The sequence below is a fragment of the Pseudactinotalea sp. genome (assembly GCF_048594945.1).
In the GTDB taxonomy this organism is placed as follows: domain Bacteria; phylum Actinomycetota; class Actinomycetes; order Actinomycetales; family Beutenbergiaceae; genus Pseudactinotalea.
The window spans coordinates 1-16,543 of record NZ_JBMDXJ010000035.1 but is presented as its reverse complement, the minus strand read 5'-3'; the positions used below and the strand labels follow the sequence as shown (position 1 = coordinate 16,543).

Genomic DNA, 16,543 nt, shown 5'->3' with positions numbered 1-16,543 from the left:
CGCATCATGATGCAGCCGGAGACGACCAGCGGCGCGGTGGCGAACCCGAACTCCTCGGCGCCCAACAGCGCGGCGATCACCACGTCGCGGCCGGTCTTCAGCTGGCCGTCGGTCTGCACCACGATGCGGTCGCGCAGGTTGTTGAGCACGAGCGTCTGCTGCGTCTCGGCGAGGCCGATCTCCCACGGTCCGCCCGCGTGCTTGAGGGAGGTCAACGGGCTGGCACCCGTGCCGCCGTCGTGCCCGGAGATCAGCACCACGTCCGAATGGGCCTTCGACACGCCTGCGGCGACGGTGCCCACCCCGACCTCCGAGACCAGCTTGACATGCACCCGCGCCTGCGGGTTCGCGTTCTTGAGGTCGTGGATCAGCTGGGCGATGTCCTCGATCGAGTAGATGTCGTGGTGCGGCGGCGGCGAGATCAGCCCGACCCCCGGCGTCGCGTGTCGCGTCTTCGCCACCCACGGGTACACCTTGCCGCCGGGAAGCTGCCCGCCCTCGCCCGGCTTCGCGCCCTGCGCCATCTTGATCTGGATGTCGTCGGAGTTGACGAGGTAGTCCGAGGTGACCCCGAACCGACCCGACGCGACCTGCTTGATCGCGCTCCGCCGTCGAGGATCATGAAGTCGGTCGGTGTCCTCACCGCCCTCGCCGGTGTTCGACTTGCCACCCAGGGTGTTCATCGCGATCGCGAGCGTCTCGTGCGCCTCCTGCGAGATGGAGCCGTAACTCATCGCGCCTGTGGAGAACCGCTTGACGATCTCGCTGACCGGCTCGACCTCCTCGATCGGGATCGGCGCCCGGACACCCTCCTTGAACGAGAACAGCCCGCGCAGCGTCATCAGCCGGGTGCTCTGTTCGTCCACCCGGCGTGTGTAGTCACGGAACACGTCGAACCTGCGGTTGCGGGTGGAGTGCTGCAGCCGGAACACCGTCTCAGGGTCGAACAGGTGCGGATCGCCCTCGCGTCGCCACTGGTACTCGCCGCCCACCTCGAGCCGCCGGTGGGCGGCCGGGATGCCGCTCCGGGGGTAGGCGGTGGCGTGCCGGGCCGCGACCTCCGCGGCGATGACGTCGAGACCCACGCCCCCCAGCGGGGTCGGGGTCGCCGTGAAGTAGCGGTCCACGAGCTCCTGCGAGAGGCCGAGTGCCTGGAACACCTGAGCCCCGCGGTAGGAGGCCACGGTCGAGATGCCCATCTTGCTCATCACCTTGAGCACGCCCTTGCCGAGCGCCTTGATGAGGTTGCTCACGGCGTGCTCCGGGGTGACGTCGAGCACCACACCGGAGTGCACCAGCTCCTCCACGCTCTCCATCGCGAGGTAGGGGTTCACGCACGCGGCCCCGTAGCCGATCAGCAGCGCCACGTGGTGCACCTCGCGCACGTCGCCGGCCTCGACCAGCAACGAGATCTTGGTGCGGGTCTGACGCTTGAGCGTGTGGTGGTGCACCGCGGCGGTCAGCAGCAGGGACGGGATGGGCGCGAGCTCGTGGTCGGAATCGCGATCGGAGAGCACGATGAAGCTCACCCCCCGCTCGACCGCGTCGTCGACCTCGGCGAAGATCTCCTCGAGCCGCTGCTCGAGCGCCCGAGCACCGCCGGCGACCGGGTAGAGGCCGTGGATCGTCACCGCCGAGAAGTCCTTGCCAGGGCCGCGGGTCCGGTGGATGTGCTTGATCTTCGCGAGCTGGTCGTTGTCGATCGTGGGGAACGGGATCACGAGCTTGCGCGCGTGCGCCTCGCTGTCGAGCAGCAGGTTGGGCTCGGGCCCCATCGCGCCGCCGAGCGAGGTGACCAGCTCTTCGCGAATCGCGTCCAGCGGCGGGTTCGTCACCTGGGCGAACAGTTGCGTGAAGTAGTCGAACAACAGCCGTGGGCGCGAGGACAGCACCGCGATCGGAGTGTCCGTCCCCATCGATCCGAGCGCCTCGATGCCCGCGGCAGCCATCGGCCGCAGCAGGATCCGCAGCTCCTCCTCGGAGTAGCCGAACGTCTGCTGGCGCCGCAGCACCGAGCTGCGCGAGTGCGCCACGTGCTCCCGGTCCGGCAGGTCGGTCAGATGCACGAGGTTGTCGGCGAGCATCTTCTCGTACGGGAGCCGGGCGGCCAGCTCGGACTTGATCTCGGAGTCCTCCAGCACACGGCCCACCCCGGTGTCCACCAAGAACATCCGCCCGGGCGCCAGGCGCCCCTTGCGCGCGACCTTCTCGGGCGGGATGTCCAGCACACCGGACTCGGAGGCGAGCACCACCAGTCCGTCCTCGGTGATCCAGAATCGCCCCGGCCGCAAGCCGTTTCGGTCCAGCACCGCACCGATGTACCGGCCGTCGGTGAAGCACATGGCCGCCGGTCCGTCCCAGGGCTCCATGATCGTGGCGTTGTACTCGTAGAACGCGCGCCGCTCTGGCGTGATCGTGGCGTGGTTCTCCCACGCCTCGGGGATCATCATGAGCACCGCGTGCGGCAGTGACCGGCCGCCGAGGTGCAGCAGCTCGAGCACCTCGTCGAAGCTTGCCGAGTCGCTCTCGTCCTCGCTGCAGATCGGCAGCAGGTCGCGCACCTCGCCGAGCAGCTCGGAGGAGAGCGTGCCCTGGCGAGCCGCCATCCAGTTGCGGTTGCCGCGCACGGTGTTGATCTCGCCGTTGTGCGCCACCAGGCGGAACGGGTGCGCCAGCGGCCATGACGGGAACGTGTTGGTGGAGAAACGCGAGTGCACCAGCGCGATCTCGGTGGCGAACCGCGGGTCGGACAGATCGGGGAAGAACGGCTCCAACTGCGTGGTCGTCAGCATGCCCTTGTAGACGAGCGTGCGCGAGGACAACGAGGCGAAGTAGACACCGTGCTCGTGCTCGGCACGCTTGCGTACCCGGTACGCACGGCGGTCGAGGTCGATGTCGCGCAGCCGGCGGTCACGCGAGGCCACCACGAGCTGCTTGAAGACCGGCATGCATGCGCGAGCCGTCGGACCCACGAGGTCGGCTGTGACCGGGACATCACGCCACGCGAGGACCACCAGGTTCTCCTCGGCGACGATCGCACCGATGCCCTGGATCGCCGCATCGAGGGCATCAGGATCCGCGGGAAGGAACACCATCCCGATCGCGTAGTGACCGGGCGCAGGCAGATCGGCGGCCACGACATCGCGCAGAAATGCATCGGGCACCTGGGTGAGGATGCCGGCGCCGTCACCCGAGTTCTCCTCGGCTCCGACGGCGCCACGGTGATCGAGGTTGAGCAACGCGGTCAGGCCGGCGTCCACGATGTCGCGGCCCGCCGTGCCGCGCAGCGTCGCTACGAACGCCACCCCGCAGGCATCATGCTCGGCGGCAGGGTCGTACAGGCCCTGGGCGGGCGGCCGGGCGCTGAACGGGAGCCCGTGGTGCTCGTTCATGCTCATGGGGTCCGTCCTCCCGCTGCGACCGAGATCGCAGTCGTCGTACTGGCGAGGGACGTCGTCGGCCCGTGATGCCTGGTCAGGATAGCGAAACGCGCGATGCTGACGTCGTGTCAGTCCGCGAGGCGCGAGTCCGGCCGTTCTGCGGCATCGTCGTCGTCGACGGGTGCCTGGTCGGCCTCGCTGTCAGCATCGTCGACGAGAGGGTCGTCGGGCTCCCGCGACTCCTCGTCCTCGACGACGTCCGCCTCATCGGGCTCCGCCTCGTCCTCGTCGGCCTCGGCCTCGGGCTCACGGCCCGGGATCCAGATCGGGTCCTCGACGCCGCGAGTCCGGCGTCCGATGATCACGAACGCCGCCACCGCCACCAGCAGCACGATGATCGACGTCCAGACGTTGAGCCGCAGCCCCAGCACCTGCTCGGCCTCGTCGATCCGAAGCATCTCGATCCAGCCACGGCCGAGCGTGTACAACGCGACGTAGAGCCAGAACACGCGACCGTGTCGCAGCGCGAACCTGCGGTCGAGGTAGATGATCAGCACGGCCATGGCCACGTTCCAGAGCAACTCGTACAGGAACGTCGGATGGAAGAGGGTGCCCTCGGCGAAGTCCAGGCCTTGGGCGCGCAGATGGGCCTGGTCGATCTGCAGACCCCACGGCAGCGTGGTCGGGGCGCCGAACAGCTCCTGGTTGAAGTAGTTGCCCAGGCGGCCGATCGCCTGTGCCACCAGCAACGCCGGGGCGATCGCGTCCGCCAGCGGCGTCAGCCGCAGCCCGGCACGCCGCAGCGAGATCCACGCACCGAGGGCACCGGCCGGGATCGCGCCCCAGATACCGAGCCCGCCCTCCCAGATCCGCAGTGCCAGCGCCAGGTTGCCGTCGGGGCCGAAGTAGCGGTCCGGTGAGGACAGCACGTGGTAGATCCGGGCGCCGACGATCCCAAACGGCACAGCCCACATCACCGCGTCGATCAGCGCACCCTCGGGCCCGCCACGGGAGCGGTAGCGCTTGTTGGCGATCCACGCGCCGATCACGATGCCGGCAAGGATCGCGATCGCGTATGCCCGGAGAGGGATCGGCCCGAGGTACCAGACGCCCTGTGCCGGGCTCGGGATGCCGTTCACGCCGACACCCCGGACTCCACACCGCGGCGCAGGTCGATGACCAGCGAACGCAACGCGTCGATGCCCTCGGCACCGGGCGCGCTGCCCAAGGCACGGACAGCAGCAGACCCGACGATCACGCCGTCCGCGAAGGCGGCGATCTCCGACGCCTGCTCACCGTTCGAGACTCCGATGCCCACGCACACCCGCTCGGCGCCGGCGGCACGGGTACGCGCGACCAGCACCTCGGCACCGCTGCCCACTGTCGCCCGTACACCTGTGACACCCATCGTGGACGCAGCGTAGACGAATCCGCGGGCCGCACCGACCGTCATCTCCAGCCGCTCGGGGGTCGAGCTCGGAGCGACCAGAAACACCTTGTCGAGCCCGTGGGCATCCGCTGCGGCGACCCACTCCCCCGCCTCGTCCGGGATCAGGTCGGGCGTGATCAGTCCGGCGCCGCCGGCGGCCGCCAAGTCGTTCGCGAATCGCTGTACGCCATAGCGCAGCACGGGGTTGTAGTACGTCATCACCAGGGTCGCCGCACCGGTTGACGCGACCTCCGCGACGGCACGCAGCACGTCCGAGATGCGCACGCCCCCGTCGAGTGCCTGTTGCGCCGCCGCCGCCACGACCGGGCCGTCCATACCCGGATCGGAATACGGCAGGCCCAGCTCGATGATGTCGGCGCCCGCCTCGACAGCGGTGCGGGCCGCGTCGATCGAGGTCTCGACGTCCGGGTACCCGACCGGCAGGTAGACGACCAGAGCCGAACGTCCCTGCGCGCGGGCATCGTCGATCGCCGCTCCGGCGGTCCTACGCTCCCCGGTCACCGCTGCTCCTGCTCATCTGTGCCGCGCAACCCAGGCCCGCCGTTCCCGGTGAGGCCGAACCAGTCGATCGCGGTCTCCACGTCCTTGTCCCCACGACCCGACAGACTCACGAGGAGAGTGATCTCCTCGGGGTTCGCTCCGCCGTCGACCATCTCTCGACCCAGCGTCAGGGCGCCCGCCAGTGCGTGCGCCGACTCGATCGCGGGAATGATGCCCTCGGTGCGGGACAGCAGCGCGAAGGCGTCCATCGCCTCCGCATCGCTGATGCCGCGGTAGGTCGCCCGGCCGAGATCGGCCAGCCACGAGTGCTCCGGGCCGACGCCTGGGTAGTCGAGTCCGGCGCTGATCGAGTGGGACTCGATCGTCTGGCCATCCTCGTCCTGCAGAAGGTAACTCTTGGCGCCGTGCAGCACGCCCGGTGCGCCGCGCAAGATCGTGGCGGCGTGCCGCGATGTGTCGACGCCGTCACCGGCCGCCTCGCAGCCGAGCAGAGCGACATCCGGGTCGTCCAAGAACGCGTGGAAGATACCCATCGCGTTGGAACCGCCGCCCACGCAGGCGACGACGGCGGTGGGGAGGGTCCCGTAGCGATCGAGCACCTGCTCGCGCGCCTCCTCCCCGATGATCTTCTGCAGGTCACGCACCAACGCCGGGAACGGGTGCGGGCCCGCGACCGTGCCGAACACGTAGTTCGTGGTCTCCACGTGGGCGACCCAGTCGCGGAACGCCTCGTTGATCGCATCCTTGAGGGTGCGCGAGCCGGTGCTCACCGGGATGACCTCGGCCCCGAGCAGACGCATCCGGGCCACGTTGAGGGCCTGCCGGCGGGTGTCCTCCTCGCCCATGTAGATCGTGCACTCGAGGCCGAACAGCGCCGCGGCTGTCGCGGTCGCGACGCCGTGCTGTCCCGCCCCGGTCTCGGCGATCACGCGGGTCTTGCCGATCCGCTTGGTCAGCAGGGCTTGCCCGAGCACGTTGTTGATCTTGTGCGAGCCGGTGTGGTTGAGATCCTCGCGCTTGAGCACCACACGGACGCCTCCGGCGCTGCGGGCGAACCGTGGCACCTCGGTGATCGGTGAGGGGCGTCCGGTGTAGTCGCGGGCGAGCGTGGCCAGCTCGAGCTGAAAGGTGGGGTCCTCGCGTGACTTGTCCCAGGCGACCGAGAGGTCGTCGAGCGCCGCGATGAGGGCCTCCGGGACGAACCGGCCGCCGTAGTCACCGAAGTAGGGGCCCGTCGCGGCACGGAGCGCGGCGATCGGCTCCTCCTCGCCGGTCACGGACGCACGGACCGCAGTGCCGGGTGCGCGCCGGCTGCGACCATGTCGGAGGTGGCTCCGCGCGGGTCGCCGGTGGTCACCAGCGCCTCGCCCACGAGCACGGCATGGGCACCCCAGCGGGCGTAGTCGAGCACATCGTGCGGGCCACGCACACCGGACTCGGCGACCACGACCACGCCGGACGGCACGCGCGGCGCGAGCACCGCGAACGTCTCACGGTCCACCTCGAGCGTGTGCAGGTTGCGGGCATTGATCCCGATCACGCCGGCACCGGCATCCAGCGCACGATCCACCTCTTCGGCGGTGTGCGCCTCGACCAGCGGCGTCATCCCGAGCGAGACCACCCGCTCCAGCAGACCGGTGAGCACCGGCTGCTCCAGTGCGGCCACGATCAGCAGCACGGCGTCCGCGCCGTGCGCGCGGGCCTCGAAGACCTGATAGGGCGAGACCACGAAGTCCTTGCGCAGCACCGGGATGTCGACCACCGCGCGCACGGCCGCGAGGTCGGCGAGCGAACCACCGAACCGACGTTCCTCGGTGAGGACGCTCACCATGGCGGCGCCGCCGGCCTCGTACTCGGCGGCCAGCGCGGCCGGGTCCGGGATGTCAGCAAGCGGACCCTTGGACGGGCTGGAGCGCTTGACCTCGGCGATCACGGTGACCGCGTCGTCGTCCCGCAACGCGCGAGACACGTCGCGTGCGGGCGCCTGCTCGTGCGCACGATCCCTCATCTGCGCGAGCGGCACCTGTGCCTCCCGGCGCGCCAGGTCGTCGCGGACACCGGCGACGATGTCGTCGAGCACGGTCATGCTCTGCTCGACCTGCTCACGATGTCTGCCTCGCTCACCACGTCGACCATGCTAGTTGGCTCCGCGTGGCTCCCCGACCACGTCTCACGCAGGGCGGATCACGCTGGGCCGAGCGCGCCGTGCAACGCCGGAACGTTGCGCAACGCGGAGAAGACGACCGCGATGCCGAGGAGCGCCACGAACATCCAGGCGGGCGGGCGCCAGGGCGGCCGGTTGGTCGCCGCGCGGATCAACCAGACCAGCCACAGCACTGCCACGACCGGCATCGCGATCGTCAGCAACGGGTTCATCGCCCAGGCGCCGGAGAGGTCGCCGACAGCGAGATCGTGCGCGGCGCGCAGACCACCGCAGCCGGCGCAGGCGAAGCCGGTGAGCGCCAGCAGCGGGCAGAGGGGGTAGCCGCCCTCGTGCGGGTCGCGGATCGCGACCACGAGCGTTCCCGCCGCGAGGATGCTGCCGACCAGCACCGGCGTGCGGATGCGGCGACGCGCCGGTTCGGTCCTCACCCGGTGAGGAACGTCGCCAGGTAGCTGAACGAGCTCAGCACGCTGAGACCCACCCCGATGCTGCCCAGGACGAGGCCGGTGGTCGCGACGCCAGAGTTGTCTGCGGTGCCTCCCTGAGCGGCCTTGCGCCCCTGGACGCCCATGATGATCGCACCGATGCCGAGGCCGACGCCGAGGAGGGACCCGGCGCACAGCACGATGCTGAGGATCCCCATGACCAGCGCGCCGGTGCCCTTGCCGTTGTCGCGCGAGCTGGCGATCCAGCCGCCGTAACCCGGCGCGCCTGGGTACCGGCTCGCGGAGGTGTAGGGCGAGTAGTGCGGGGGGCGCGCGACCGGGCCGCCGAAGCTCTGCCCGGGAGGTGGGGTGCCGTAGCTGGGGGCGCCGGACGGTGCGGGAGGCGGTGTGCCGTAGCCGGAGGTCGGGGCGTCACTGGGTGTCTGCCAGGACGGCGTGCTCGGCGGCGGTGGGGGCGGCGGCGTGCCGTACGGGGTGGAGCCGTCCTCGGGGACCTCGCCGTAAGGGTTGACGCCACCGCTCGGCGGAGGTGCGGAGTTGTACGACATTGCTCAGGGGGTTTCGGCGGGCGCTCGAGCCGTGCGCGGCTGTCCGTGGCCCATCGCGCGCAGGATCGCGCTCGCTGCGAGGCCGATGATCGCCACGGCGATCCCCGCGATCATCAGCGGGGTCGAGCCCATCGGCATCCCGATGGCGACGATGAGCGCTCCGATGCCCACGAGCCACATGAGGGTCCAGCCGGCGATCGTCTTGCCCTCGTTCGCGTGGGCGGCCATCGGCGGGAGGCCGACGGGCTCCTCGACGTTCGCGCCGTTCACCTGGCGCACGATCACGGTCTGTCCCACGGTCTCTCGCTCCACGCTCGCAAGAGTACCGGCTGCGTGGTGCGTTCCGGCTCAGGCGGTGGGGTCCTCGCCGCGGCTGAGCGTGTCCCAGTCGTCCATCGCCCTGCGGCGTGGGGTCTGTGCGGCTCCCACGTCGGGCGCGTCGGTGCCTTTCTCGTACCGGCGCCCTACCCGGTTCCACGCGCCGGCCAGGAACGGCAACGCCGCTCCCGCGATCACAGCCAGAGCGGCGACCACGAGCGCGATCACGGGCCACGGCGCCACGGCGATGTCACCCTCGATCTGGGGAACGCCGCTGATCTCGGCCGCGGCGCTGAGCACGCCGCGTTCCGGACGTGCGAGAAACAGCGCGGCAGAGACCCCGGCGAGCGCGCCACCTGCGATGACGCCGATGACGGCGAGCACCCGCGCCAGCCTTCCGGCGAGTCCGAGCACGAGGCCTGATACCAGCACCACGAGTCCCGCGCTGGCGACCCCGGGAGCGGCATCGGCGCCGCCGAGCGAGACAACGTCGCTCCCGATGGTCGTGGGGGTCACCGCACTGGCCCAGGTGGGCAGGGTCAGCCCGAACAGGGCGAGCCCCAAGCCCGCCACGACGGCGACGGCACGCCCGCGCCCGAGGGAACCGGTCATGGCGTCGCGGGAGGTGGGCGGAGGGTCGAGGCGATCCTGATCGCGCGCAGGGCCGCGGCAGCCTTGTTGCGGGTCTCGACGTACTCGGTCTCCGGCTGGGAGTCGGCGACGAGGCCCGCACCGGCCTGCACGGTCGCGCGGCCATCGGCGATCACGGCGGTGCGGATCGCGATCGCGGTGTCCATGTCACCGGCGAGGTCGAAGTAGCCGACCACGCCGCCGTAGATCCCGCGGCGGGCCGGCTCGAGCTCGTCGATCAGGGCGATGGCCCGCGGCTTGGGCGCACCCGAGAGGGTGCCGGCCGGGAACGTGGCGGTGAAGGCGTCCAGCGCAGTCGCCTCCGCGCGCAGCTCGCCCGAGACCGTCGAGCTCATGTGCATGATGTGGCTGAACCGCTTGATCTCCATCAGCTCGACGACAGCGACCGTGCCGGGCACGCAGACCTTGCCGAGGTCGTTGCGCGCAAGGTCCACCAGCATGAGGTGCTCGGCACGCTCCTTCGGGTCCACCAGCAGCTCGTCGGCGAGCTCCTTGTCCTCGGCAGGCGTCGCCCCACGCGGACGTGAACCGGCGATCGGGAAGCTCGTGACGTGCCGGCCCGCCACCTTGACGAGCGTCTCTGGGCTGGACCCGACCACGTGGTAGCTGCCGACGTCCGTGCCCGAGCTGCCCGGCAGGTGCACCAGGTACATGTAGGGGCTGGGATTGACGGTCCGCAGCACGCGGTAGACGTCGAGCGGTTCGGCCGAGCAGTCGACGTCGAACCGCTGGCTCAGGACGACCTGAAACACCTCGCCGTCGACGATCGCCTGCTTCGAGGTCGCCACGGCGTCGGTGAACTCCAGGTGCGCGGTGCGGTGCTTGACCTCGGGCTCCGGTGCGCCGGCGTCGAGCACGCCCAGCACGGGAGCGGCGGGCATGGCCAGTGCGGCCACCATCGCGTCGAGACGAGCCACAGCCTCGCGGTAGATCCGCCCTGGGTCGATGTCGCCGTCATCGACGAATGCGTTCGCGATCAGCCACATGCTGCCGTCGCGGTGGTCCACGGCCACCATGTCGCCGATCAGCACCAGTCCGACGTCGGGCTGGTCGTGCTCGCTGGGCGCGCGGCGCGGGAGCGTCGGCTCCCAGTGGTGGATCACGTCCCAGCCGAGCGCTCCCACGAAACCGCCGGTCAGCGGCGGCAGACCGGGAAGTGGCGGTGTGTGCAGGGTCCTGAGTGCCTCCTCGAGCACCTCGAGCACGTCGCCGTCGGTACGCACGCACGAGGGAACCTCGCCCCACCACTCGGCCTCGCCATCGGGCCGGGAGCGGAGCCCGGCCCGCGCGCTGACCCCCACGAAGGACCACTGACCCCAGCTGCCGTCGGACTCGGCCGACTCGAGCACGAAGGTGCCCACGCGGCCCGCCGCGAGGCGCCGGTACAGACCGACCGGCGTGACGTCGTCGGCAAGCAACCGCCGAACCACTGGGATGACGCGCCGCTCATGCGCGAACCGACCAAACTCGGACGCGGTCGGCCAGGTGTCTCCCCAACCGATCGCGGGTGCTGCGCTCACGTGGTCCTCTCGCGTGCGCCGCGCACCGCGGGCAGCACGCCGCCGGCATCGAAGCAGGACCGCGTGCCGGTGTGGCATGCCGGCCCGACCTGCTCGACGCGCAGCAGCAGCGCGTCGCCGTCGCAGTCGATCTCGACCCCGCGGACGAGCTGAATGTGGCCCGAGGTGTCGCCCTTGCGCCAGTACTCCTGGCGCGAGCGGGACCAATAGGTCACACGCCCAGTCGTCAGGGTCCGGTGCAGCGCCTCGTCGTCCATCCAGGCGACCATCAGCACACGGTCGTCGGCATCGTCCTGGACGACCGCGCAGACCAGACCGTGGTCATCACGGCGCAAGCGATCGGCGATGGTGGGGTCGAGCGGCACGCGGACGATCCTCCCATGACGGGAGGACGCTCCTCGCTTCGCTCCGGTCCTCACCCGCTCTGGACCACCCACGAGGCGTGCAGCCGCGCGTACCGGCCACCCCGCTCGAGCAGCTCGGTGTGTGAACCCACCTCGACGACGCGGCCGGCATCGACCACGACCACGAGGTCGGCAGCCTCGGCGGTGGAGAGCCGGTGCGCGATCGCGATCGACGTGCGACCAGCGGTGAGTCCGATCAGCGCCCGGTTGATCCGTGACTCGGTCGCCGGGTCGACGGCGGAGGTCGCCTCGTCGAGCACGAGCAGGTCCGCGTCGGCCAGGTAGGCACGCGTGATCGCGACGAGCTGTCGCTCGCCCGCGGACAGCGCCTCGCCGCGTTGCCCGACGTCGGAGTCGAGCCCGTCGGGCAGGGTCGCCACCCAGTCGGCGAGGCCGAGCTCGGCGACCGCCTGCTCGATGCGTTCGCGTGCGGCTGCGTGCCGGCCGTAGCCGACATTGCTCGCGATCGTGCCGGTGAAGAGGAACCCTTCCTGCGGGACCACCACCACCCGCTCGCGGAGGTCGGCGACAGCCACCTCCCGCAGGTCGACGCCGTCGATCCGCACGGTGCCGGTCCGAGGATCGGCGAACCGGGTGACCAGGCGAGCCAACGTGGTCTTGCCGGAACCCGTCTCTCCGACGATCGCGACACGCGATCCGGCGGCGATCTCGAGGTCGACGTCCTGCAGCACCGGCGGGCCGTCCGGGTAGGCGAAGCCCACGCCGGTGAACGAGATCGACGCCGGTCGGCGAGGACCGAGGTCGGTGGGATGTTCCGGGTCCTTCACGTCGATCGGGGTGTGCACCACGGAGATCACCCGCCGCCAACCGGCCACGGCGTTCTGCATCTCGTTGAGCACCTCGGTGGCGGACTGCACAGGACCGGTGAAGATCTGCACCAGGAACAGGAACGCCAGGAGCCCACCGACGCTGATCTCACCCGCGAGACCCAGGAACGTGCCCAGCGTGACCACCACGGCAAGTGCGAGACCGGACAACAGCGTTCCCGTGGAGAACGCGAGCGAGGAGTACACCTGCGCCTTCACCGCCGCATCACGGTGGTCGGTGATCGCGCGGTGGATGCGCCGCAGCACCCGGTCACCCGAGCCGTAGGCACGGATCGTCTGCGCCCCGACCACCGCCTCGGAGATCGCAGCGAGCATGGAGCCCACCCGCGCCCGCACCTGGCCGTAGGCCTGGTTGAGGAGCCGCTGCGCGCGCGGGGCGAGCACGAGCATCGGCAGGAACACCAGCCAGACGACCAGCGTCAGCTGCCATGAGTAGAACAGCATCGCGACCGTGGCGCCGACGATCTGCAGCATCGACAGGATCAGCATGATCCCGCCCCACTGCACGAACATCGAGATGGTGTCGACGTCGCTCGTGACTCGGGAGACCAACGAACCGCGACGCTCGGTGTTTTGCGTGAGCACCGACAGGTCATGCACGTGCCGGAAAGCCCGTACGCGGAGCTGGACGAGCCCTGCCTCGGTCGCCGTGAACAGCCGGATGTTCACCCACGCCGAGGCCGCAGCGGTCACGAGCAGGACCACCGCAGCGATCCCGCACATGCGGAGCACGAGCGCCGGGTCGGCTCCGCCGACGATGCCGCGGTCGGTCGCCTGCTGCACCGTGAACGGGACGACCAGACGCCCGATCGTGGCCACGACGGCCAGCGCGAGCGTGATGCCGATGCCGCGGGTGATCGCGGGCGAGAGTCGCAAACCCTCGCGCAGGGTGCCGAACACCCCGAGGTCGGAGGTGGCTTCGATGCGCGTGCTCATGCCGTCTCCTCGCGCTCGGCACGGTCGCGTGCGTAGGCGGTGACGATCTCGGCGTACCCGGGGTCCCGTGCCAGCAGCTCGGGGTGCGTGCCCACGTCGACCACCCTGCCGCCGTCGAGGTGCAGCACCCGATCGGCGAGGGCGATCGTGGCGGTGCGGTAGGCGACCACCACCACGGTGCACTCCTGCTCGCGCAGGTTCGCCAGGATCGCCTGCTCCACCTCGGGGTCGACGGCGGACGTGGCGTCGTCGAGGACCAGGAGCCGTGGGCGCCGTACGAGCGCCCGGGCGATCGCGATGCGCTGCCGCTGCCCGCCGGACAACGAGGTGCCCCGCTCCCCCACGACCTCGTCGAGACCACCGGGAAGCGACCGCACGAAGCCGTCGGCGCGGGCGAGCCTCAGCGCCTCCCAGACCTGCTCGTCGGTCACCGCGGCCGCGTCAGGATCGGTCAGCGTGATGTTGGCGCGCACGGTGTCCTCGAACACGAACGCCGCCTGCGCCACCAGCGCGGCCGCCCCGGTCCGTGCGGCGTCGGACAGCGCGCGCACGTCCACGCCGTCGTAGCGGACCACCCCGTCGCTGGGGTCGGTCATCCGCAGCAGCACATCGACGAGCGTGGACTTGCCCGCCCCGGTGGCACCGACGATCGCCAGCGTGCCGCCCGGGGGTACCACCAGCGAGACGTCCTCGAGCAGTCGGCGCGCGTCGGCACCGCGCGCGATGTCGAGCCCGACGTGCTCGGTCTCCAGGTGCAGGCCGCCGGTGCCGGACAGCTCGACCGCTCCCTCCTCGAGGTAGCCGCGGGCATCGATCACGCGGGAGACGCGTTCGTGGCCCACGAGCGAGCGCGGGAGGTCACCGAGCACGAACCCGATCGCGCGGACCGGGAACGTGAGAATCGTCAGCAGGTAGGAGGCCGTGATCACGGCGCCGGTCTCCGTGGCTCCGGAGGAGACGCGGTACACCCCCACCACGAGCACGGCGAGCGTGGCGATCGCCGGGAGCAGATCGATCACCGGGTCGAAGACCGACCGGATCCTGCCCACCCGCACATTCGCGCGCCGAAGCTCGTCGGCGACCACAGCGAACCGATCCTCCTCGATCTGCTCCGTGCCGAGGGACTTGACGATGGTGGCGGCCTCGAAGCTCTCGTGCGCCACGTCGGAGACGTTGCCGCGCTCGGCCTGGACCCGCGTGATGGCGGGGGTCATCCACCGGCGGTAGACGGCGTTCACCGCGAGCACGAGCGGCAGCACGGTGAGCCCGATGAAGCCGAGCACCACGTCGGAGACGAACATCGCTGCGGTCGCGCCGACGATCATCACGATGACGCCGAGCGCGAACGGCAGCGGCATGAACACGTAGCCGGCGCTCTCGGCGTCCGAGTTGGCGTTGGACAGCAACTGCCCGGTGGGGTGTGCCCGGTGCCAGGACATCGGCAGCCGCAGGTACTGCTGGGTGACCCGGCGCCGGTGACCGGCCTGCACATCGAGCGCCCCGATGCCGGCCCAGATCCGGCGACCGGCCACGGTCACGGCCGAGGTCATCCCGAGCCCGAGGAGGACCAGCCCGGCGCCGAGGATCGCCCCGGTACCCACCTCTGCGCCGGTGAGCGCGGGCACCACCACCGTGTCGGTCATCCGGCCGAGCAGCCACCCGATCGCCACGAACGACAGTCCCCAGAGGGCGCTCATGCCGATCGCGAGTGCGAAGGTCTTCGGCTGAGATCGGAGACCTCTGCCGATCAGCAGCAGCGAACGGCGGACAGCGCCACCTGGCAGGGCATACACGACCATCCATCCTAGGGGTCCACCGATCCATGCCGGCTTGCTCCGCGGTTGTCCACGCACGCTCCCAGGCCCCATTGATCAGTGGCCCTTAGGCTGACCCACATGACGCGATGGGACAGGGTCGAGCGGCAGAACCTCGAGGAGACGCTACGGGCGGCCGACCCCCAGGCGCCGACGCTGTGCGAAGGCTGGGAGGTGCGGCACCTGGTGGCGCATCTGTATCTGCGCCGCCACCAGCCGTGGCGCGCCTTCGGCCAGGGCGACGGCAGCGTGTTCGCCGAGCTCGCGGACCGGGCGCGCGACCGGGGCGCCTACACCGATCTCGTGGAACGCTTCGCCGCTCCGGTGCCGCCGGTGAGCCCGATGGCCCTCGCCGACGGCCCGCTCGGCCCCGTGACGAACACCACCGAGTACGTGATCCACCACGAGGACGTGCGGCGCGGCGCCGGCCCGGTTCCGGCGCGGTCGTTGCCTGCGGATCAGAACGACGCACTCTTCGATGCCGTGGTGCAGTTCGGGCGTCTCGCCCTCCGCAAGCTCGACGTCGGCGTGGTGCTCGCTGTCCCCGGCGGTCGTCGGCGTGTGGTCAAGCGGGCCGAGGAGTCGGTCGCCGTGATCGGTAGCCCGGTCGAGCTCGCCCTGGTGGTCTCCGGGCGCCGCCGTGCCGCCGACGTCGAGCTCGTCGGCTCCCCCTCCGCCCTCGCCGCTTTCAACGACAGAACGACCCCGTAACAGCTTTCAACGACGTTCCGGCCCCTTGTATGCCGCGGGGGTCGAGATGTCGTTGAATCGCTCAGCGGACCGGGAAGCCGGCCTCGCGCAGCGCATCCTTGACCTCGGCGATCCTCATCCAGCCGTAGTGGAACACACTCGCCGCGAGCACGGCGTCGGCACCGGCGCGCACCGCCTCGACGAAGTGCTCCGCATTGCCGGCACCACCGCTCGCGATCAGCGGGACGTCGACGGCGTCGCGGACCGCCGCGATCATCTCCAGGTCGAACCCGTCCTTGGTTCCGTCCTTGTCGATCGAGTTGAGCAGGATCTCACCGACACCCGCGTCGGCCGCGTACCGCACCCATTCGAGCGCGTCCTTCCGGGGGCCCCGCCGACCCCCATGGGTGGGGACCTCGACGCCCGACGGCGTGGCCACGCCGGCGGGCCGGACCCGGCGAGCATCGACCGAGAGCACCAGCACCTGGGAGCCGAACCGTTGGCTGATCTCGCCGATCAGGTCCGGGCGGGTGACGGCGGCCGTGTTGACACCCACCTGGTCGGCACCGGAGCGCAGCAGCGTGGCGACGTCCTCGACCGACCGCACCCCGCCACCGACCGTGAGCGGCACGAACACCTCCTCGGCCGTGCGGCCGACCACGTCCAGCGTGGTCGCGCGGCCGTCCGAGGACGCGCTGATGTCGAGGAAGGTGACCTCGTCGGCTCCCTCGGCGTCATACAGGCGCGCCATCTCCACGGGGTCGCCGACATCGCCCAGGTCCACGAAGTTGACGCCCTTGACGACGCGACCGCCGTCGACGTCCAGACAGGGGATCACCCTGATCGCCACGCTCATCAGCCTGTTCCTTCCGG

The 16,543-nt window shown here is 70.6% G+C and carries 15 protein-coding genes; 1 reads left to right on the top strand and 14 read right to left on the bottom strand.

The features are described 5' to 3' along the window. The 13 genes from gltB to ACOJSN_RS01620 form a co-directional block, all read right to left on the bottom strand. The coding region (gene gltB, locus ACOJSN_RS01680) for a glutamate synthase large subunit (protein ID WP_420110775.1) at positions 1 to 3,392 on the bottom strand (3,392 nt) is incomplete at its 3' end. A 116-nt stretch (positions 3,393 to 3,508) separates the two neighbouring features. Then, a complete protein-coding gene (gene lgt, locus ACOJSN_RS01675) occupies positions 3,509 to 4,519 on the bottom strand; it encodes a prolipoprotein diacylglyceryl transferase (protein WP_420110772.1) in 1,011 nt (336 codons plus the stop codon). Next, complete coding sequence (gene trpA / locus ACOJSN_RS01670; RefSeq protein WP_420110771.1) at positions 4,516 to 5,331, bottom strand: tryptophan synthase subunit alpha; 816 nt, start codon at positions 5,329 to 5,331, stop codon at positions 4,516 to 4,518. The genes lgt and trpA overlap by 4 nt, the downstream gene beginning before the upstream one ends. Then, entirely contained in the window at positions 5,328 to 6,608 is a 1,281-nt protein-coding gene (trpB, locus tag ACOJSN_RS01665; RefSeq protein WP_420110770.1) for a tryptophan synthase subunit beta, read from the bottom strand. Before trpB ends, trpA begins: the two co-directional genes overlap by 4 nt. Further along, the gene (gene trpC / locus ACOJSN_RS01660) at positions 6,605 to 7,417 is read right to left on the bottom strand and encodes an indole-3-glycerol phosphate synthase TrpC (RefSeq protein ID WP_420110769.1); all 813 of its coding nucleotides are present in this window, start codon (positions 7,415 to 7,417) and stop codon (positions 6,605 to 6,607) included. The genes trpB and trpC overlap by 4 nt, the downstream gene beginning before the upstream one ends. Positions 7,418 to 7,515: 98 nt before the next feature. Next, positions 7,516 to 7,923 (bottom strand): DUF2752 domain-containing protein, encoded by a 408-nt coding sequence (locus ACOJSN_RS01655; RefSeq protein WP_420110768.1) that lies wholly within the window; start codon positions 7,921 to 7,923, stop codon positions 7,516 to 7,518. Continuing rightward, on the bottom strand, positions 7,920 to 8,489 hold the full coding sequence (locus ACOJSN_RS01650; RefSeq protein WP_420110767.1) for a DUF4190 domain-containing protein: 570 nt from the start codon (positions 8,487 to 8,489) through the stop codon (positions 7,920 to 7,922). Before ACOJSN_RS01650 ends, ACOJSN_RS01655 begins: the two co-directional genes overlap by 4 nt. A gap of 3 nt (positions 8,490 to 8,492) precedes the next feature. Then, positions 8,493 to 8,801: an HGxxPAAW family protein gene (locus ACOJSN_RS01645; RefSeq protein ID WP_420110766.1), complete on the bottom strand. Its 309-nt coding sequence runs from the start codon at positions 8,799 to 8,801 to the stop codon at positions 8,493 to 8,495. A gap of 36 nt (positions 8,802 to 8,837) precedes the next feature. Beyond that, on the bottom strand, positions 8,838 to 9,419 hold the full coding sequence (locus tag ACOJSN_RS01640) for a Trp biosynthesis-associated membrane protein (RefSeq protein WP_420110765.1): 582 nt from the start codon (positions 9,417 to 9,419) through the stop codon (positions 8,838 to 8,840). Next, complete coding sequence (locus tag ACOJSN_RS01635) at positions 9,416 to 10,978, bottom strand: anthranilate synthase component I (RefSeq protein WP_420110764.1); 1,563 nt, start codon at positions 10,976 to 10,978, stop codon at positions 9,416 to 9,418. Before ACOJSN_RS01635 ends, ACOJSN_RS01640 begins: the two co-directional genes overlap by 4 nt. Beyond that, positions 10,975 to 11,352 (bottom strand): phosphoribosyl-AMP cyclohydrolase, encoded by a 378-nt coding sequence (gene hisI, locus ACOJSN_RS01630; protein ID WP_420110774.1) that lies wholly within the window; start codon positions 11,350 to 11,352, stop codon positions 10,975 to 10,977. The genes ACOJSN_RS01635 and hisI overlap by 4 nt, the downstream gene beginning before the upstream one ends. A gap of 41 nt (positions 11,353 to 11,393) precedes the next feature. Further along, positions 11,394 to 13,166 (bottom strand): ABC transporter ATP-binding protein, encoded by a 1,773-nt coding sequence (locus tag ACOJSN_RS01625; protein WP_420110763.1) that lies wholly within the window; start codon positions 13,164 to 13,166, stop codon positions 11,394 to 11,396. After that, positions 13,163 to 14,965: an ABC transporter ATP-binding protein gene (locus ACOJSN_RS01620; protein WP_420110762.1), complete on the bottom strand. Its 1,803-nt coding sequence runs from the start codon at positions 14,963 to 14,965 to the stop codon at positions 13,163 to 13,165. The genes ACOJSN_RS01625 and ACOJSN_RS01620 overlap by 4 nt, the downstream gene beginning before the upstream one ends. A 96-nt stretch (positions 14,966 to 15,061) precedes the next feature. Here ACOJSN_RS01620 and ACOJSN_RS01615 point away from each other — a divergent pair, with 96 nt between their 5' ends. Beyond that, on the top strand, positions 15,062 to 15,691 hold the full coding sequence (locus ACOJSN_RS01615; protein ID WP_420110761.1) for a TIGR03085 family metal-binding protein: 630 nt from the start codon (positions 15,062 to 15,064) through the stop codon (positions 15,689 to 15,691). A gap of 61 nt (positions 15,692 to 15,752) precedes the next feature. On the opposite strand, the gene hisF is transcribed toward ACOJSN_RS01615, so the two are convergent. Further along, positions 15,753 to 16,526: an imidazole glycerol phosphate synthase subunit HisF gene (hisF, locus tag ACOJSN_RS01610; protein ID WP_420110773.1), complete on the bottom strand. Its 774-nt coding sequence runs from the start codon at positions 16,524 to 16,526 to the stop codon at positions 15,753 to 15,755. Between the last annotated feature and the right edge of the window lie 17 nt (positions 16,527 to 16,543).

What these genes read in the sequence shown, in the direction of transcription:
- ACOJSN_RS01625 (WP_420110763.1), bottom strand. Translation starts at nt 13,166, where the DNA reads ATGAGCACGCGCATCGAAGCCACCTCCGACCTCGGGGTGTTCGGCACC.
- ACOJSN_RS01650 (WP_420110767.1), bottom strand. Translation starts at nt 8,489, where the DNA reads ATGTCGTACAACTCCGCACCTCCGCCGAGCGGTGGCGTCAACCCTTAC.
- trpC (WP_420110769.1), bottom strand. Translation starts at nt 7,417, where the DNA reads ATGACCGTGCTCGACGACATCGTCGCCGGTGTCCGCGACGACCTGGCG.
- ACOJSN_RS01640 (WP_420110765.1), bottom strand. Translation starts at nt 9,419, where the DNA reads ATGACCGGTTCCCTCGGGCGCGGGCGTGCCGTCGCCGTCGTGGCGGGC.
- hisF (WP_420110773.1), bottom strand. Translation starts at nt 16,526, where the DNA reads ATGAGCGTGGCGATCAGGGTGATCCCCTGTCTGGACGTCGACGGCGGT.
- ACOJSN_RS01615 (WP_420110761.1), top strand. Translation starts at nt 15,062, where the DNA reads ATGACGCGATGGGACAGGGTCGAGCGGCAGAACCTCGAGGAGACGCTA.
- ACOJSN_RS01620 (WP_420110762.1), bottom strand. Translation starts at nt 14,965, where the DNA reads ATGGTCGTGTATGCCCTGCCAGGTGGCGCTGTCCGCCGTTCGCTGCTG.